23 protein-coding genes and 1 pseudogene are annotated in these 18,333 nt (G+C 35.0%); 23 read left to right on the top strand and 1 reads right to left on the bottom strand.

Annotated elements, in window-relative coordinates; translation table 11 throughout:
* The first annotated feature begins 47 nt into the window (after positions 1 to 47).
* From H8S51_RS14380 to H8S51_RS14295, 19 genes are all read left to right on the top strand, one after another.
* Positions 48 to 884 (top strand): hypothetical protein, encoded by an 837-nt coding sequence (locus tag H8S51_RS14380; RefSeq protein WP_241070747.1) that lies wholly within the window; start codon positions 48 to 50, stop codon positions 882 to 884.
* 68 nt (positions 885 to 952) lie between these two features.
* The gene (locus H8S51_RS14375; protein ID WP_241070746.1) at positions 953 to 1,834 is read left to right on the top strand and encodes a hypothetical protein; all 882 of its coding nucleotides are present in this window, start codon (positions 953 to 955) and stop codon (positions 1,832 to 1,834) included.
* Positions 1,831 to 2,001 (top strand): hypothetical protein, encoded by a 171-nt coding sequence (locus tag H8S51_RS14370; protein ID WP_007884979.1) that lies wholly within the window; start codon positions 1,831 to 1,833, stop codon positions 1,999 to 2,001. Before H8S51_RS14375 ends, H8S51_RS14370 begins: the two co-directional genes overlap by 4 nt.
* An 81-nt stretch (positions 2,002 to 2,082) precedes the next feature.
* On the top strand, positions 2,083 to 2,742 hold the full coding sequence (locus H8S51_RS14365) for a hypothetical protein (RefSeq protein ID WP_241070745.1): 660 nt from the start codon (positions 2,083 to 2,085) through the stop codon (positions 2,740 to 2,742).
* A 36-nt stretch (positions 2,743 to 2,778) separates the two neighbouring features.
* The gene (locus tag H8S51_RS14360) at positions 2,779 to 3,363 is read left to right on the top strand and encodes an enolase family protein (protein WP_007884986.1); all 585 of its coding nucleotides are present in this window, start codon (positions 2,779 to 2,781) and stop codon (positions 3,361 to 3,363) included.
* A 23-nt stretch (positions 3,364 to 3,386) separates the two neighbouring features.
* A complete protein-coding gene (locus tag H8S51_RS14355; protein ID WP_147402616.1) occupies positions 3,387 to 3,809 on the top strand; it encodes a hypothetical protein in 423 nt (140 codons plus the stop codon).
* A 24-nt stretch (positions 3,810 to 3,833) separates the two neighbouring features.
* Positions 3,834 to 5,102, top strand: coding sequence for a PAAR-like protein (locus H8S51_RS14350; protein ID WP_006859535.1), 1,269 nt, complete (start codon positions 3,834 to 3,836; stop codon positions 5,100 to 5,102).
* Between the two features lie 22 nt (positions 5,103 to 5,124).
* Positions 5,125 to 6,516 (top strand): hypothetical protein, encoded by a 1,392-nt coding sequence (locus tag H8S51_RS14345; RefSeq protein ID WP_186899618.1) that lies wholly within the window; start codon positions 5,125 to 5,127, stop codon positions 6,514 to 6,516.
* Between the two features lie 6 nt (positions 6,517 to 6,522).
* Positions 6,523 to 6,804: an ABC transporter substrate-binding protein gene (locus tag H8S51_RS14340; protein WP_186899619.1), complete on the top strand. Its 282-nt coding sequence runs from the start codon at positions 6,523 to 6,525 to the stop codon at positions 6,802 to 6,804.
* Complete coding sequence (locus tag H8S51_RS14335) at positions 6,801 to 6,980, top strand: hypothetical protein (protein WP_186899620.1); 180 nt, start codon at positions 6,801 to 6,803, stop codon at positions 6,978 to 6,980. Before H8S51_RS14340 ends, H8S51_RS14335 begins: the two co-directional genes overlap by 4 nt.
* A gap of 900 nt (positions 6,981 to 7,880) precedes the next feature.
* Positions 7,881 to 8,552, top strand: a complete 672-nt coding sequence (locus H8S51_RS18130) for an RHS repeat domain-containing protein (protein ID WP_007885000.1) — start codon at positions 7,881 to 7,883, stop codon at positions 8,550 to 8,552.
* A gap of 19 nt (positions 8,553 to 8,571) precedes the next feature.
* Positions 8,572 to 9,180 carry a DUF1963 domain-containing protein gene (locus H8S51_RS14325; protein WP_118489525.1) on the top strand — a complete coding sequence of 203 codons (609 nt, stop codon included), beginning with the start codon at positions 8,572 to 8,574 and terminating at the stop codon, positions 9,178 to 9,180.
* Positions 9,181 to 9,220: 40 nt separating this feature from the next.
* The gene (locus tag H8S51_RS18530) at positions 9,221 to 9,397 is read left to right on the top strand and encodes an AHH domain-containing protein (RefSeq protein WP_117922698.1); all 177 of its coding nucleotides are present in this window, start codon (positions 9,221 to 9,223) and stop codon (positions 9,395 to 9,397) included.
* Positions 9,388 to 9,936 carry a hypothetical protein gene (locus tag H8S51_RS14320; RefSeq protein WP_186899621.1) on the top strand — a complete coding sequence of 183 codons (549 nt, stop codon included), beginning with the start codon at positions 9,388 to 9,390 and terminating at the stop codon, positions 9,934 to 9,936. The genes H8S51_RS18530 and H8S51_RS14320 overlap by 10 nt, the downstream gene beginning before the upstream one ends.
* 361 nt (positions 9,937 to 10,297) lie before the next feature.
* Complete coding sequence (locus H8S51_RS14315; protein ID WP_186899622.1) at positions 10,298 to 11,683, top strand: RHS repeat domain-containing protein; 1,386 nt, start codon at positions 10,298 to 10,300, stop codon at positions 11,681 to 11,683.
* 229 nt (positions 11,684 to 11,912) lie between these two features.
* Positions 11,913 to 12,218: a hypothetical protein gene (locus H8S51_RS14310; protein WP_015520303.1), complete on the top strand. Its 306-nt coding sequence runs from the start codon at positions 11,913 to 11,915 to the stop codon at positions 12,216 to 12,218.
* A 1,136-nt stretch (positions 12,219 to 13,354) separates the two neighbouring features.
* Positions 13,355 to 13,984: a DarT1-associated NADAR antitoxin family protein gene (locus H8S51_RS14305; protein WP_006859662.1), complete on the top strand. Its 630-nt coding sequence runs from the start codon at positions 13,355 to 13,357 to the stop codon at positions 13,982 to 13,984.
* A 119-nt stretch (positions 13,985 to 14,103) separates the two neighbouring features.
* On the top strand, positions 14,104 to 14,556 hold the full coding sequence (locus tag H8S51_RS14300) for an RHS repeat-associated core domain-containing protein (RefSeq protein ID WP_241070744.1): 453 nt from the start codon (positions 14,104 to 14,106) through the stop codon (positions 14,554 to 14,556).
* Between the two features lie 130 nt (positions 14,557 to 14,686).
* Entirely contained in the window at positions 14,687 to 15,262 is a 576-nt protein-coding gene (locus tag H8S51_RS14295) for a hypothetical protein (RefSeq protein WP_241070743.1), read from the top strand.
* Positions 15,263 to 15,351: 89 nt separating this feature from the next.
* On the opposite strand, the pseudogene H8S51_RS14290 reads toward H8S51_RS14295, so the two are convergent.
* A pseudogene (locus H8S51_RS14290) lies at positions 15,352 to 15,723 on the bottom strand (IS4 family transposase); the annotation flags it as partial.
* Between the two features lie 379 nt (positions 15,724 to 16,102).
* Between H8S51_RS14290 and H8S51_RS14285 the strand changes: the two are divergent.
* The 4 genes from H8S51_RS14285 to H8S51_RS14270 all read left to right on the top strand — a co-directional run bounded on the left by H8S51_RS14285 (position 16,103) and on the right by H8S51_RS14270 (position 18,211).
* Entirely contained in the window at positions 16,103 to 16,429 is a 327-nt protein-coding gene (locus H8S51_RS14285) for a hypothetical protein (RefSeq protein ID WP_227970751.1), read from the top strand.
* 226 nt (positions 16,430 to 16,655) lie between these two features.
* Positions 16,656 to 17,075 carry a hypothetical protein gene (locus tag H8S51_RS14280; RefSeq protein ID WP_118772529.1) on the top strand — a complete coding sequence of 140 codons (420 nt, stop codon included), beginning with the start codon at positions 16,656 to 16,658 and terminating at the stop codon, positions 17,073 to 17,075.
* A gap of 170 nt (positions 17,076 to 17,245) precedes the next feature.
* Complete coding sequence (locus tag H8S51_RS14275) at positions 17,246 to 17,548, top strand: helix-turn-helix domain-containing protein (RefSeq protein WP_241070741.1); 303 nt, start codon at positions 17,246 to 17,248, stop codon at positions 17,546 to 17,548.
* Positions 17,549 to 17,611: 63 nt separating this feature from the next.
* On the top strand, positions 17,612 to 18,211 hold the full coding sequence (locus H8S51_RS14270) for a LytR/AlgR family response regulator transcription factor (RefSeq protein WP_241070740.1): 600 nt from the start codon (positions 17,612 to 17,614) through the stop codon (positions 18,209 to 18,211).
* Positions 18,212 to 18,333: the final 122 nt, after the last annotated feature.

Here is an 18,333-nt window from a genome sequence, read left to right as displayed (position 1 = left end):
TAGTAATTTTTATGTGGTTTGCTAGCAAAGACATGCAAAGGGCGAAGATGATAGAGCAAGCGGTAACAGTGGAGAAGAGGGATGAATCAAACTCCAAGATGACAGAGGAAGAGGCGGCAAAGGCTGTTTTTTATTACATATATTCAGATTATGATTACAATTCCATGGTGACAGTTGGTATGACAAGTGAGGGCTTGGTATATACATACCAGACGCCGGAACAGGAACCTACTGAAAATGAAATGCTCTATAGCAAAGGTTTAACAGGAGATGAACGATATTATATTTTTGCACATGATACGATGTATAGAGTAAATGCTCATTCATATAGATACGACTATAATTATCACACAGATTATGCTGTTAATAAGGAGACAGGTGAAGTTTTACAGGAGCGCCAATGGGTAGAGACGGATGAAGGGTATGAATTGATGTATAGTAAAGAATATGAAAATGTTATTACTCAGTTGTATTTTAATGAAAAAATTTCAGATGGGAAAATGACAGAAGAAGAGGCGGCAAAGACACTTTTTTATTATATGTATTCAGACAGTGATTATTACGATTATGATACGTTGGTTGCAAGAACAGTTCAAGGAGAACAGTCGATGTATGTATATCAGCTTCCGGGAGATGCGGAGTACCCTTATGTAAGAATTTTGTCATGCGAAGGTCTGACAGAAAATAAGCAATATTATGTTTTTTCATTTTATACGGAGTATTACACATCTACTGCTGAACCTTTTTTTACTCATTCCTCCTATTCTACAAGTTTTGCTGTTAATAGGGAGACAGGCGAAGTGCTGCAGGAATGGCAATGGAGTGATGATACAGAGCCTATGATGTTGTATAGTGATGAGTATAAAAGAGCGGTCAGTCAGTGAATGTGTTTGATATAAGTAGAGGAAAAGCGGTTAATAGAGAAGTATAGAGATGCATGACTGGGGGAAATATGAAAAGAGTATTTTATAAAATGAGTTTAGTTTTCGTTGCAATAGTAATAGGATTAGTAATTTTTATAAGGTTCTTTGTCAAAGATGTATATTTTTCCAGAATGACAGAAGGTGAGGCAGTAAAGATTCTTTTTCATTACATAAATTTCGGTTGTGACGATGATTATGATTCCATAGTGACCTCTGCTGTAGTACAGGGACAAGTGGTATACTTATATCAGACGCCGGAGCAAAAGAATAATCAGCATGAAATGCTGCAATGCAAACAATTAACAGATGATGAACGATATTATATTTTTTCACATTATACACAGTATGAAACGGATGCTCTTTCGTGTGGATATTACTATGAATATCATACGGATTATGCTGTCAACAGAGAAACAGGTGAAATCCTTTTGGAGCGTCAATGGCTAAAAAAAGGTGAAAGTTATGAAGTCATTTATAATAAAGAATATGAAAGAGAAATCATCCAAAAATATTTTAACGAGAATATTTCAGATGGGAAAATGTCGGAGGAAGAGGCGGCGGAAACACTTTTTTATTATTTGTATCCGGCAGATGGTTACGACTATGATTTGATGGTTGCAAGAACAATTCAGCAGAAACAGTCGGTATACGTATATCAGCTTCCCGAAGAACTGCCTTGCATAAAGCAATTCCGTTGTAAAGGTTTGACAGATGATAAGCTGTATTATGTTTTTGCACATTACACGGCTTGTTATACTTACAACTATGGACCTATGTTTATTTGCAATCAGTATAGCATGAGTTATGCTGTCAACAGGGAGACAGGCGAAGTAATTCCGGAACGGGAGTGGAGTGTTAAAGAGGCTGAATGGTTATATCGCGAAGAGTATGAAAAAGTGGTTAATCAGTGAAATGTGGCAGGGAAAGAAAAAAAGATGAATCTAGACCAACAGTTGAAGGAGATGGAAGTACGGTAGAATTTTTGGGGTATGATATTTTATTAAAAGATGGAAAGTCTAGTGTAAATGTAACTAATAATTATAAATTAATAGAGCTTATAGTTTATGATGGGGTGTAAATTATTAAAGCTGTCTACAAAAGAGTGGCAATGATTTGCAATAAATTAGAATATAAATGCGTTGAAAAGGGGTACCACAGTATGAAAAGGAATCTGGTAGTTCTATTACTTTTCTTATTTTTTATAGTTGTGATGAGCATGAGAGATTTTTCGATATATGAGGAGGAAGGCGGAAAAATTTCTTCAGAAGATTTCGCAGAACAGGCAATGTTAGTGTATGAAAAATTTTTAGAAGGAAAAATAGAATGTGATGGCATAGACATTGATTTTATTACGACGCCTAAAGGGGAGCCAAATAAGAGGTATGATACCCAATATGCTGTTTTTGATTGCAATGGCAATGGAGAGGCGGAACTTCATGTGCAGTCAGCAAGATATTATTACATATTCCAGTATAAAAATGGTGCTTTGCAGTTATATAAAAATCTATCACCTTATCCGCATTACTATGCTTTGAAGAATGGTGCATTCATTAGTCATGATTTTGGGGCGGGACCTTTGTCTGATGAGTATCGCTATTATATTTTTGATACATATGGAAATGAAACCTTTAGTATTGGATTTACGAAGTATGATAAAAATTTTAATGGAGAATATGACGAAGGTGATGAGTATGTATTTGACAATGTAGAGGTGACGAAAGATATTTGGGAAAAATTAACCGAAAGATTCTTGTATATAGATGAAGATGGGATAGAAAGGATAAAAAACGAAATTGAATGGACGGATTTAACAGTATAAGCGATTTGGTGCATTGAGAAAGGGGAAGAGAAATCTATGATGCGTTGTAAAGAGCTTGAAGAGTACATACAAGAATATTGTTCTGAGAGAAGAAAGATTAAATGGGAATATCTAGACAAGCATTATAGTATGTTATTTCCAGCTTTCGTGGAGAACTTAGATATATTAATAAAAAACTGGTGTGGTGAACAAAATGATAAGGAACAGGATAAAATAAGATATCTTATTTTTCAACGTTTACGAACCAGTGGTTATACAGGAACTTACGAAATATCTATGGGATTGAGTAATTCCATGCTATATTTGGACGAGCATATGTCCTGTGTATATTGGAAACCGGATTTAATATATGAAAATATAAATAGTGACATGGAAAATGTCAGAAAGAAACTGGAACAGAAATATATCAGGATAGAAGAGTATGAATTGTTATATATAAAACAAAAACTTCTTTTGGATGACTGGAAGCTATTTTTTAAAGTTTTAGAAAGATTGTCAGATAAAGCTGCAGAAAAGATCCAGGAAAGATATGAAATATTTGAAGATGAAATTGAGATATTGGCTGGGGATTATATGGACAGGCTGGATATAGTAGGTAGTATTAGTGTAAATAGAGAATAATGTAGCGGGAAAGGAAGATGAACGTGGGAAAACAAAAGAGTTCTTTTCATATGGGAGACGAATTTAATGGAAGCGGGAAAAAGACTTATCTTAGGGCAACACAGCATAATACATATACTCCCCTTCCGCAGCATCATGTAAGGGTGACACCGGATTTTAAGCAAAATCTTCCAAAAGCTTTGGGGGCAATGCCTCTTATTATGAATCCTACGTCCAAAGGTGCCAGTAGTGCATTGAAAGCACTTGGAAGTATGCCGGGATTAGAGAAGGTAATTATAACAAAGAATAAAAAAAGCGGAAAGTATCAGGTGAGTTTTAAAGTGAGAAAATTGCAGATGACTACTGGATCTTATCTGCATTCCAGTCAGAAACAAAATAAAATGAATAAAAATATGGAAATACAACAATTTGTTAAACAGGTCGTCAGTAATTTTGTCAAGAGATAGTAAAAAATAATATAGGAGAGCAAAATGTCAGTTTTTGATAGGTATGGAAATTTTGTATATTTAAATGATGGTTCTTTAAGCAGTGAAGAAGAGGCAGAAGAAGAGAAGAAGCGTCAAGAGCAATTATGTGAATTGATGAGTATGTATCAGCATTATCGTGGAATAGTTGCGGAACCTCAATATGTACCAAGAGGTTCAAAACTTAGATGTCAGTATGGAACTGAATTTGTGCAGCTAGATTGCTTTGAAGATTATGGAATATACAGAGGTATATGGCCATTACTGACGACATTGGATTGCAGACCCGAAAATATACATAATTTTGGTTCATGCCTGTGTCCGGAAGCAAATTATCGTAATCGGCTGCCTATGACGGTGGCAAATACTGTAGATGGAAAAACAGCAATAAAGGCAATTTATAATGAGTTCCCACATATTTGTATTCCACTTGTCGATGAAGAAAATGGTTGGAGACAAGTAAAGAAGGATTTACTGGTGGAAGCAAATGCACATAGAGATGCTTCGGTGTTATTGAGTAATGCAGTTTTGGTTTGCCAGTATGGGGGAATAATTACAATAGTGGATGTGCTAAGTGGGAATGAGGATGATGAAAATAAAGGTAATTTGTTAGAACAACTAAGTACTGAATATATAGAATGGCTGATAAAAGCAGAGGGAACCAAATTGTATCCCTATATAGATGAGAAGGATAATGATGAAGCTAAATCAAGAAAAAATGTTACACTGGGACCGGGAATTACTTTCGATAGTACTACAAGAAATTGGGATATCTTAGAGACGTATTTAGGTTGGACGGAAGATGATATAAATACGATAATTACAGATTTATATGATAGGGGGGTAAAGTATTCGGAAGATTCTAAATATGCTATTACACTCCAAAATGCAAAACAGATACTTAATGTATTAGCCCAAGAGATATATATACCAGATGTTAATAGAGCAATTGAGGCGTATAGAGATGAAGCAGATGAAGAAGTTATTTATTCACAACGTGAATTAGAAGCAATGTTTGATTATTCGTTTAATACAGGATTATCTGCGACGGCAGATACCGGTTATACATACAGTTCATCTATAGATAATCCCGACAAAATTATATATTATTATTTAAGAAAAGATTTGCAAGGGGCAGTCGGTGCAGTAAAAAAATTTGGTAATGAGGGGAATAGACGCAGAATAAATCAATTATACTTATTTTTTAAAGGGTACAAATTCATTGATGGTGCGGATGAGGCGTTGAAACCACATAGAGATGAATTAGGCTTTTGAATTATTTTAGGAGTAAAAGAAGATGAAAAGGATTTTTTTTCTAATATTAATTAGTGCATTGTTGATGTGTAATGGCTGTAATATATTTAAAGAGAACATAATAAGTACAGAAATTGACAAAACGGAACAGGATACTACTGATTCAAAATATCAGACTTTGGACACAGATTTGTTAGATAGAGAGTTTCTGGAAGTTGGAGGGATCGAATTATTAGAACTTGGGATGAATGAATATTTGAGCAGATATACAAGCAGTGAAGGAACATTTACAATCTCAGGTGCAGACGCAACCAATGATTTTCCAGAAGAATTGGTTACAATGACAGAAATACTTTTACATGATTCTTGTAATGGTGATAGGGAGGAACTGGAAAAGGCATATGAAAAGTTGGCAAATACATTTGGGGCGGTAAAATATTCCATGAATATCGAAGAACTTTATCTGTTATTTCCAAAATTGTTGGATGTAGAAGAACAGCCTGCAAATTTGGAAGATGTATATAGAATGTTGCCGGAAATTTATTTAGTGCCACAGCACCTTATTAATATTTTTCGTATATCAGGGTCAAATGGGCAAGAACAATATATCTTTGAATATGGTACAGGTGGTTCGAATGGGGGAGTTTGTGTTTCTGTGAACGATTATATTGATGGTGAATTTGTTTTGGTAAGTAAGTTTGAAACACAAAACGAGGGAATGGGGAGAGTTATAAAATATGAAAACTCATATTATTATACATATCTTTCCTGTAATTATAATTTGAAAGAGTACGATGGAGTACGATTGCATAAATTAGATTCCCAGCCAGAGACACAAAACTTATTGATAAGATATCTTCCGAAAGAATATACACGGAGACAGTTGTATTTCAATGCAAATGCGACGTCAGAAATAGGAGAGAGTATAGAAGACTATTTAGAGAAAACAGGAGCAGAGTTTATGACAGCTCAATACCTTGATTATGGGAAAGGAACAGTTGATGAATATTATGGTGATGAAGAAAAAGCAGAGAAGGTTTTAGAGACAGGAGAAGCTGTTTACATGGCTGATATTGCAAATTGCGGATTACCGATATATATGAGTAAGTCGGAATATGAGCCATCTAATATGAGCACGGCGGAATATTTAAAAATTAGGTTTTATTATTTTAATCCGGAAGAGGATGTATTTGTAAAGATGGAAAATTTGAGTATGGAAGAGTATGAACCGGGAATAAGATTGATGCAGTTATGGGTGAAGGAATTTGAAGATAGTATTTATACTTTTAGGGTTTATCATGTATCAGACTATAGTTATTTGTTGAATATTATAAAACTTGATGAGGATAAGGTGACGCATATTGCTACATATGCGTTATTGCCTGAAAAAGAGTTTGCATTGATAGAAGGAGAGGTTGTTAATTTGGGAATGTAATAATATATGAGCAAATTACAAGTAGAAAGAGGAAATATGTTGAATTTCCAAGCGCAAGGTTCGATCCTCCACCTTTTAGGCGGTCGAGTTTTCGGTAAAGATTTTATTGGAAAAGAAACATTGTCTGGAAATTCGGATGAGGCAGTGAGGATGTTCATTTGCAATCAGTATAGCATGAGTTATGCTGTCAACAGGGAGACGGGCGAAGTGATTCTGGAACGGAAGTGGAGTGTTAAAGAGGCTGAATGGTTATATTGCGAAGAGTATGAAAAAGTGGTTAATCAGTGAAATGTGGCAGGGAAAGAAGAAAAGATGAATCGAGACCAACAGTTGAAAGGGATGGAAGTACGGTAGAATTTTTGGGGTATGATATTTTATTAAAAGATGGAAAGTCTAGTGTAAATGTAACTAATAATTATAACTTAATAGAGCTTATAGTTTATAATGGGGGGGAAAATTATTAAAGCTGTCTACAAAAGAGTGACAATGATTTGCAATATATTAGAATATAAATGCACCAGAATTAACAGAGGCGTATAGGGAGGCATATTTGCAAGCCCAGGAAGAAGAGGAAGAAGTGACTTATACCTATGATGAACTGTTTGGTTCACTCGAATAATATTTTTTGCTGTATGATGTCCCTATATTGACGTGTAAAGCAAGATATTTAATTTTAAACGATATGCTAAAACGGTAGATTTTGACAGTATAGCGATGTTTTCAACCACCTGTTGGTGGGGTATTTTATAGTTGTGAAAGCAGTGTTCGGTATTGCAATAGCATATCTAATGGTATCTTTGTGTTGTCATCTTTCAGAAATACAGTAATGAACTATAGGAAGGATATGGGAAGCTTATAACCAAGGGCAGGCAATTTTTCTATGATGAAGAGGGAAATCTGGCGAAGAAAATAGAACCGGATGGAGGTACATGGACGTACCATTATTTTGGAAACGGCATGCTCCGGGAAGTAACCAGACCGGACAAAAGCTGTGTCAGCTTCCAATATGATACTTTTGGCAGGAGGATTGAAAAGTCAGTAACCAGTATACATAGTAAAGGAGTATCAGAGGGAAGGCAGCAAAAAGTAATAAGATTCCTGTGGAATGGAAATAACTTGTTTCATGAATGGGAAGAGAAATGCACAGTGGGCAGAAGGAAAACTGAAAATAAAGTAGATTTCAAAGCGGATTATATTTTGAAGCTGGAAAAACGAGAGGAGGAAAAAGCAAAAAAGAAGCAGGGCAGGGAGAAAATATACCGGATAATCTGATTACACGGGTATTTCAGGATGACTTTATTCCCAGAGGAAAAATCACTAAGGATGGGAATTACAGTATTATAAGTGACTATCTGGGAACTCCAGTGGAAGCCTATGATGAAGAGGGAAAGAAGGTTTGGGAAAGAAATCTGGATATCTATGGGCGTGTAAAAACGGAGGAAGCATTAGGTGAAAAGAATTTAATTCCATTCCGTTTTCAGGGACAGTATGAGGATGAAGAGACGGGATTGTATTATAATCGTTTCCGGTATTATTCGCCAGAGGAAGGATGTTATACGCAGCAGGATCCGATTGGATTGGCAGGTGGTAATCCAACTCTGTATGGATATGTTTATGATACATTGTGTGAGCTTGATCCATTTGGTTTGGCAATTTTGTTTGAAACTGGTACTTACGGGGGATTAAATAGCAGTGTTCATGTTGGGGATGGTTTACAGGCTCATGAATTAATACGTCATAAATATTTAGTTCAGAAGAAACTTACTAGTCAAAGAGTACGATTATCAGGTAATCCTGCAATTGCTCTTGATAATGTACATCATACTAGAGTTGGAGGAGCTCATTGGTGGGAAACTCAAATTAGAAAATCACAAGGATTGGGACGCAACCAATTCCATCCAAACTTAAAAAGGGAACTTGATATTACGCAGGGGGGATTGAGAAAAGCAGGATATCCAGCTAGTCAAGCAAGAAAACTTCGGAAAGAAGCTGAAAAATTCTATAAAAGACAGACTAAATTAAAATGTCTAGGATAATGAAAGGAGAATAAATGCAATGTCAAACTTAGTAAGATTTGAAAAGGTAGATAACGAATTGAATATTTTGCGTATTGGAGGAAAAAGTTTTTTACCTCCTGATGTAGAGTGGCCTACTAATCCTAATGGAGAAAAAATGGTTTTTATTTTTAATATACCTACAAATTTTTTAAATTCAACTCTTCAATTTAATTATCCGAAGGATCAGGTTATTTCTGTATTTACTACTTATAATAGAGAAGATTATTTTTTGGACTCGATCGTTTATAACGGTGATATAGAAGAACTTCAGAATATAAAAAACGGATATACAAAAGTAATTTTACATTCTGTTGCTTCTCCAAGAAATGATGCGGATTTTTTGATTTCAGCAAGAGAAATAGTAATTGATAAAGAAATGAATGAATTTGATGGTTATTATGGCTCTCTTTTTGGTGCAAATCCTGTATTTTTACAAGAAGAAAAGTTAGAACTTGCCTCCTATCAATTTTGCATGCAGATATATGGAGGAGATTTTCCAGAAGAATTTCAAGATATCTTCTATTTAGATGATGCAATAGGTTATCTATTTTTAAGTAAAGAGGAAAAAGCAAATGATGTTGGAGTATTTTTTGTACAATGCACCTGAAATGGTAGTGGGGTGCGATTTATAAAGAAATGGAATCCATGTGGGATGGAACAATGTTCATAGTGAGTACAATCAATATATTAGTCAAGAATTGGATACAATTAGCATGCTTGCTAAAGAAAACAATTGGGGAAAGAGGAAAATTCAAAAAGAAATTAGAATGTTACAAAGCGAAGTTAAAAAAAATTTAAAAAAAGGAGTGATAAAATGTCATTAAAATTATATAAAATAAATACAACTCTAAATCATCCTGATTGTATGGCAGGATTTAAAAAAAATGATGATGAAATTTTTTCATTTTTTAGATTGGACATAGGAAATGAAGAAAAAATAAAAAGAAGAAGATTGGAGTTTGTTGCGGGCACTGGTTATACACTGGAAAATATTGAGAAAACAGATTATATTTTTTGCCCATCTGCATTGTTGTTTTCTAAGCGATTTGTTGAAAAAATTGGAAATTTATTGAGAGAAGAAATGAAGTTTTTTTCTTGTAGATTAGTTTGTCAAGACGTTAGTTTAGAATGGTATGCCGCTAAAATCATACTACGTATACCTATAATAGATAAAGAAGCATCAACATATCGTACATTAAGTGATGGTGAGAGAGTGTTAAATTTTATAAAGTTTAGAAGAGATATTGAAGAGGAATTTTTTATTGCGAAAGATAAAGAAAGTATTACAAATTTTGTTGTAAGTGAATTGTTCGTAGATATATGCAAGAGAAATGGTTTGTTAATTGATTTTAAAGAAGTATAGGTAAGAAAATAAATTACCAGTTAAAGAGGTAGAATTCTGTAAAGGAGTTAAGTTGCCCTCTTGGTTATGAACAGGTGGAATGAAGTAAGCGAGGGATTCTCCGGAAAAGTGAGGTAATCCTTGTAGACACGGGAGGTATGTTGCCGCAGAGGGAAAGGTGTACACAAGGTCATGCAAAACGAGAAACAGCGATGTTTTACTTCATAAATCCTGATATCACTATTTTTATATGAGTTACTGAGAAATGTTCATTACTTTGACTCATTTATCAGGGAGTAAACAATAATAAAACCTTGTTTTTAAAGGGAAAAACGCTTGACTAAATAAGGAGGTTACGAATGGACTGACAAAAGGAACAACAGTGTATTCTTATGATCAGTTTAGTAACTTAGTAAGTGCAAAAGAATCTGGTTTTGAGACAATTTTTAGAAGTACAGATATTGTAGGAAATCTGTATGAAACAAAAGATTGCAGTGATCGTATTTACGGAGCGGGCAGCCGCTTAGAGAAATCCTGTATTAACTTGAAGGAAAAGCGGAACAAATATCAGGGAGGATATGGGAAGCTTATAACCAAGGGCAGGCAATTTTTCTATGATGAAGAGGGAAATCTGGCGAAGAAAATAGAACCGGATGGAGGTACATGGACGTACCTTTATTTTGGAAACGGCATGCTCCGGGAAGTAACCAGACCGGACAAAAGCTGTGTCAGCTTCCAATATGATACTTTTGGCAGGAGGATTGAAAAGTCAGTAACCAGTATACATAGTAAAGGAGTATCAGAGGGAAGGCAGCAAAAAGTAATAAGATTCCTGTGGAATGGAAACAACTTGTTTCATGAATGGGAAGAGAAATGCACAGTGGGCAGAAGGAAAACTGAAAATAAAGTAGATTTCAAAGCGGATTATATTTTGAAGCTGGAAAAACGAGAGGAGGAAAAAGCAAAAAAAGAAGCAGGGCAGGGAGAAAATATACCGGATAATCTGATTACATGTGTATTTCAGGATGACTTTATTCCCAGAGGAAAAATCACCAAGGATGGGAATTACAGTATTATAAGTGACTATCTGGGAACTCCAGTGGAAGCCTATGATGAAGAGGGAAAGAAAGTTTGGGAAAGAAATCTGAATATCTATGGGCGTGTAAAAACGGAGGAAGCATTAGGTGAAAAGAATTTTATTCCATTTCGTTTCCAGGGGCAGTATGAGGATGAAGAGACGGGATTGTATTATAATCGTTTCCGGTATTATTCGCCAGAGGAAGGATGTTATACGCAGCAGGATCCGATTGGATTGGCAGGTGGTAATCCAACTCTGTATGGATATGTTTGTGATACAAATATTGAACTGGATTTATTGGGACTTTTTAAAGTTTGGAGAAATTTACGTCCTGACGAAGTTGTATCTGATGGTTTATCAGCTAAATTACCAGGAAGAAATATGAGTATTGCGGGACATCTTATGAATGGAAGCAGACATAATGGCGCACAATTTATATCAACGACAACAGATCCTAAGGTAATTGAAAAATGGAATGAACCAGGGCAAAGGATAGTTATGTTTGATACGGATGATGTTATTCCAGATGTTTTAGGGAATAAAAACATTATAGATGTTTCTACTCCAGAAAAGGCACGTGCAGCGGGATTGAAGAGAGGAAGACCATATTCAAATGCTGTTTCGTCTAAAGAGGTATTAGTTGAAGGAAGAGTACCTGCAAATAAGTTGACAATAACGTGTCCAGGTTAACTGAAAATATATTATTGAATGTATTTTTAGTATGAAATATTAGAGAAGTTTACAAAGTAAAAAAGAAGAGTATGTGGAAATTTGATTATGGTTAAATTCTTATAAAAAGAGGTAATTGTTTTATGAATTTATAAGAAATAGAAGAGTGAGTTACTATATTTTATAAGTATATAAAATGGTTGAAGTTATTGAAGAGTGTGATTATAGAGATTTCTAAAGGAGTATTTTTATGGATATAGAGCAGGCTATAGAGACTATATATACTGGATTGGTAAGTGAGGAATCTGTTCCAGTGAAATTAAGAGCATTTCGAGAATTGGACAGGGAAATGCTAGGACAAGTGCAAGAAGCACTTTCCTTTGCAATAGAGTATTACAAAGGAAAGTCATTAGTACCTAAAAAATTAGCGATGGCAATGGTCGATATTTTTGGTGCGTTTTGCTTTAATAGTGGTTTTAGTGAAAAAGAGCTGAGAGAGCTTGAGGATATTGGAATGAAATTACAGGAACAAGCATTAGAGCTTTTTGATGAATAAAATAGCTAATCTTATAGTTGGACTTGAGTGAATGTAGAAACTATTTTAAAAAAGTAAAACTGATAAAAAATACATTATATGATGTCTCCGAATTCTGATTGATTATGCCAGCGAAACTCTGGCATTGAAGTTTGACAAGTAAATATTATCCGAAATTGAAAATAAGAGTACAAGAAATAGACATAGTACTGTTGTTATACCGAAAAATAAGGTATGATATCTATAGGATTATGCTACATTCAAAACCAACTTTCTGAGGGAAATTCAAATGGCAGATTCCATGCATCCAGATGCTGTAACATCAGGATGTGATAGAGGCGGCAGTACCACATCTTAGTAGAGCGGTGTCTGCCGTTTTCTAATTTGAAGTCTATTTTCTCACGCTTATTCGAGCGTTCAGCAGAAGTTCTTGCATTGTATTTTTTTCTTTTACGTTGCCACGCGGCGGTATATTTATAAGACGTGGATTGGCTTTCATAGCCAGATGGACGGTTCTTTCGTACTTTGAATCAGAACATGGGGATTCACAGGAACAACCATATTTGTAGCTTGCCAACGGTCATCATAACTTGATTCTTGTTTTCGAAATTTCAACACCATCATGATTCATTTTTCTTCCAGTTTTGCAGACAGGGATAACGGATAGATTTTAAGCTGTACAATCCAGTCAGTCAAAGATGTAATTTTAAAATCAATGGAAAGAAGATAAGAATGCTGCATACAGGAAGGAGTTCTTAGGGCAGGACCATACTTGGAATATTTATTCAGTATCAGTTCATCTGTGTATGAAAAATCCAAGTTCCTAAAACGGTCAATGAGGTCTTAGGTGTCGCTGGAAATGGCATCTGGATCAGGATAATATTTACAGAGATTTTCAAAAAGAAAGTTTTGATAGTTAAAATGACAGATGTAATTATCTGACAATAAAAATCGCCTTCAATCAAAAATTTACCGGCTGTGCTAGAACAAATATGCTTTCTGATTAAACAGGCGCAATGCGCCGCATTTTTGAGGCTGTTTATCAAGTGTTTTTTGATAAAAAGTGGGGGATTTTAATAAAAATGGAATCTGAAAGCCTTATGTTTAGTGGCTTGGAGATACCGAGAGATTATTTATGAAAAAAGGAGGTTATCAATATGGCAAAACGCCCTGCATGGAGTGTTCAAGATGATGTTGTTATATGTGAAAATTTTGATTTTATGTGGAGTGGAGGATTTTCGATAACACAAAAACAAAAAAATATTAGAGCGTTACATCAGTCTATCTATGAAATGAAACATGAAAAGGCATTGGAAGTGTCAAGCAAGAGTGAGGTACGGGTTGGAAAAGAGATAGGAGCATTTTCTTTGGAATTAGATGGTATTTTTTTGGAAAATGTTTTTCAAGCAGCAAAGCAATATGAGAATGGGGGACCATATTTAGATTTGTTAAACGTGTCTCCGAAACAGGCAAAGAGAGATGAACGACACTGTAATTCTGGAAAGTTGGTGGGATTTGTGAGAAATGATGAAATATGGACGTTAGAGCCCAAAACAGCATTTTATGATTATATATATATTTCTGCTTTAATAAAAAATTTTGGCTATGACTTGAATATATCTGAATATCAGTGGTTTACAGACATAGAATTTAATCCACAAAAGTCAATTAATTGTCAAGCGAGAGCAGTGGCAATATATGTAGCATTACAGAAAACAGCTTTATTTAATTCATTAAAAAGCAAGGATAGTTGGATTACTTTCCATGAGAGACATGTAAAAGGTTAGGTTCTTATTGGACTAAAGTAAAAATTATTTATGTAATTGTATTTTGGTTCTAGATATTCTATGGGGGGTGCAAAAACAGGTGAAAAAGAATTTTATTCCATCTCGTTTCCAGGGGCAGTATGAGGATAAGAAAGAAAATCGGTCTGTATTATAATCGTTTCCGCTACTATGATCCAAGTCTTGGTCAGTATACGCAACAGGATCCGATAGGGCTGGCAGGTGGAAATCCAACATTGTATGGGTATGTTTTTAATACAATGTGGGAACTTGATCCGTTTGGATTGGACTGGAAAGATCTTTTAGAGACTGGATTAGGGCATCACCTTTTCCCAAGGTCTGTTGCGAAAAAATTAGGAATTGAGGAGTGGGCTAAACTGACGGCATATTCATGGTATCCATATGAGACAGCTGGATCGGGGGCGCTTCATCAAAAACTTCATCGTCTTCTTATTGAGCAAGGAGTACCTTTCCACGGAAGCAAATTTATGGGAACACTGGAAGATTTTTGGGAGCTAGGAGACAAAGCTTATGAGAGTATTGATGTTAAGGGGTATCTAAAAGGTTCCATTTAGCAAGAATTCTAAGATTTATAACGACTTGACACCACAGGAAGCATTGAGGAAAATAAGAGAATTACAGGAAGCACAAAAAGCACAAAAAGCTTCTGTAAAAGTAAATTATTAATATAAAAGGAGAAGTGCTATGGATAGGATTTTAAGTACATATAGTTATGGTATTTGTTTATTTTCAATGGAAGTTCTACAAGATTTTTTGAAAAAAGAAAAAATTAGATCAAAAAAATTATTACATAAATTTCAAAAGGATAAAAAATTATATTTAGCTATGCAAAAAGAAGGGATTTGGTTTCCTATTTCGAAAATAAATTCGGGACAACATCTTATTAAACTGGAAGGATATGATAATACATTTAATGATGAGTGGGAACAAAAGTTTGAGATTGAAGGATTTAATTTAAAAATAGAAGGTGGACTTTGGATTTCAGATATAGGTTCCTTCTATACATTCAATGAAGGTGAATTTTGTGGGGAAGCAATATCGTTTAAGACGGGGGATGGTGACATACAATATTCAGATTTTAAATATGATGTTCCTGCCGGAAAATACTTATTATCAGTAAAAGGTTTTTTGAGAAAGGAAAAAAAAAGATTTCCTAATCCAAATTCAGGATTTTTATTTTCTCTTGTAAAAGTTGATGAGTTTAGCGGATTTAAAAATCCAAGAGAGGACATTTACAATTTCAATGTGACTAATATGTAACACCTTATAAATTAGATACTAAGACTTCTCATACCTAAAATGGGGTTCGTACCTTGAAAATTCAATATTTCAGCTAACAAAATAGTAATTTATGCCATTGCAATCTCTGGGTGGAGTGCATTGCGCAGATATTCTGGTAATCTTGCTTCAAAATCAGCAGTAAAAGCAGTCAGTTGTTCGTCACTGAGCTTTAAGATTTCCTGAAGGCTTGCCATTAAGGCAGCCATCAGAATACCAAGTGATCTGTTGAAAGTAATATCTGCCATTTCATCGACAAGAAGGAAGAACAACTTCCCAAGCGTTCTCTGATCTTCATTTTGACGTTGCTCCATTGCAAGTAACATATATCTGGTAAACACAATGGCCACATGGGCTGTCAGTGCATCATAAGATAAGCTGTGGCATTCTCCAATCAGGTTCAGCATGGATTTACAGGTTTTGAAGAAAACCTCGATCTGCCATATGCCGATATCTGCATAACGCTCCAGCGGTAAAGGTAAGGATATGGCTACCAAGCAAGGTAATAGAAGATTGCAAGCGACGATATACTTTTTTGCGGTTCAGATGATACAGATATCCTCAAAGGGTACACCCATCCAGCTTTTTGTGCGTATTACGAGAAGCGTAAAGAAGAAGGTAAATCAGTATTATATATGGAATGTTAAAAAGTGGTATGGAGTACCAACTGCCAGCAGTGGAAAATGTTGGCGAAAATATATGATGAAAATGGCAGATATGTGATATTATTTTAAGCAGATGGAACGGTATTCGGACAATTTACGATAAAGTAAGGAGAGTGATATAATTAGAGATTTCTTGTTGTTTTTTAATGAGAACATCGTGATTGAGTACTCAGAAGATTTGTATAATGATTTTATCATGCAATTAGGTGGAAAAAGATTTGGACATGGGCTGTTTAATTCATTTTCAAAGGATAATGTAAAGAAATGGACAGAAATTGTCAGTGAAGCATATCCAGAATTCCAGAATTTGTTTAAAATTTTTGGTTATGATTGGCTTGGACGTTGTTTTGGAATTGATTTAAGGAAAAGTACATATGGAAATATTTTGATGTTTGAAATAGGAACTAATGATGTATTAGAAATTCCTTGTACATTTGACAAATTTCTTAATGAGGAAATTCCATTATATGCTGATGTATGTTAAGGCCACCAACCACCTAAAAATTAATCACGGTCATTAAATTAATCGGAATGGCTCTCACCGAAGGTGATGTAATCCATGTAGATTAATTTGAAGACCCTAGGGCGAAATTTTCCATTTGGGTGCACTTAAGGACATCCGAAATCAAAACTGAATATTTAGTTCCAATAAGCTGATATTAACGCACTACTTTCAAAACAATTTTTTGTTGCGAAAGAGCTGCGTTTTTATGCGTGTAAGAAAAATGAATCAAGTTGACGTGAAACTACATGATTTAACCAAAGTAAAATTGAAAAAATATCGGCTGAATTGGGAAGAAACAGGGAATCCGGTGCCGAGGATCCGAAACTGGATGGAGAGACTGGATTATCAGGCAGTTCAAAGAAGAGAATTGGCGAAGTTACCGGAGCGAACCATTCTTTTTTTGGAAGAAAATCAGGATACACTGTTTTCTGATGTGATAGAAAAACCGTTTTTGCTGGTGTCGAAAATGTTTTGGGATGTATCAAAAATGTATAAAGTGCCGGTCAGGGGAAAAGAAATGGTTTTGCTTGATGGAGTGAACGGCTTTGCAGAAATTTATTATATGCCAGTGTATCCACGATATCGTTGTCTTTCAGAAGAAAGGACGAAAGAGTGGGAAAAATGAATATGTTGGTTATTCTGACTTTTAAATTATTAGGTTGAATTAGAAGATTAGAACAAGCTACTTTGCAATCTTTAATATACAACCCAAAATGGCAACAATATATCTACTTATTCATCATATCATACCATCAAATTGGGCAGTATAATAGACACAGATGGGTAGGTGTTAGGGTGGATATACAAGGTAGAATACGTGAATTAATTGAAGAGCGCAGTTGGACGGAATACCGCTTAGCTAAAGAAGCGAATTTGTCGCATTCCACAGTGGCAAATATGTTTAACCGGAACAATGCGCCGACTTTTCCAACATTAGAAGCAATATGCAACGCATTTCAAATGACGTTATCTCAATTTTTCTGCGAAGATGGAAATCTAATTGAATTAACAGACGAAGAGAAAGAACTGATTTCAAGATGGAAACAGTTGAGCGCAGAACAGAGGAAAGTGTTATTGGAATTGATGGGTGTAATATAAAGCCTGCACGGTGTGAGTGTTAGGCTTTTTTTGTTGTATCAAAGATTAAAGTGGTGAGGAAATATGTTGAGGATAGGTATTTGTGATGACATAAGAGAAGAGGTTGAAAAACAGGAAAAACAGGTACGGCAAATTACATATCAGATAGGAATCCGGGCAGACATCAGAAAATGTTATTCAGGTATGGATCTTTTGATGGAAATAGAACTGAGCGGACAATTCGATATTATCCTGCTGGATATTGAACTTGGTGGGATGAATGGCATTGAGACGGCACGCCAGATCAGGGAGAGCGATGTAAATTGTAATATTATTTTCATCACGTCCTTTGAACAATACAGTAAGGAAGCAATCAGCGTACACCCCTTTGCATTTGTTGATAAACCTATTACATATGCACAAATGGAAAAGCTTATCAGTGATGTTTACGAAAAATTACAGATTGATGATAAATTTGCCTTTAAATCTAACAAAACATACTACAATATTAGTCTGAATAAAATTATGTATTTTATGAGTGAAAAAAGAATTATAAATGTATATTGTATAGATAAAATTTGTACATTTTATGGTAAAATGAATGATGTAGAAATAAATTTGAGGAAGAAGCAGGTGGACTTCTGGAGGATACATCATTCGTTTTGGTTAATCCGAGGTATATAGAAGAGTACCATTACGACAAAGTTGTTCTGCAGAATGGCATATCATTGGAAATCAGCAGGGCAAAGAGGGAGAATACACGTTTGATGTACATGAGGAAACTTGGAAAATAGGGAGAGAGAGGA

Source organism: Roseburia rectibacter, from assembly GCF_014287515.2.
GTDB classification, from domain to species: Bacteria; Bacillota; Clostridia; order Lachnospirales; family Lachnospiraceae; genus Roseburia; species Roseburia rectibacter.
The sequence above is the reverse complement of the archived record's forward strand: the minus strand, read 5'-3'. Positions and strand labels throughout refer to the sequence as shown.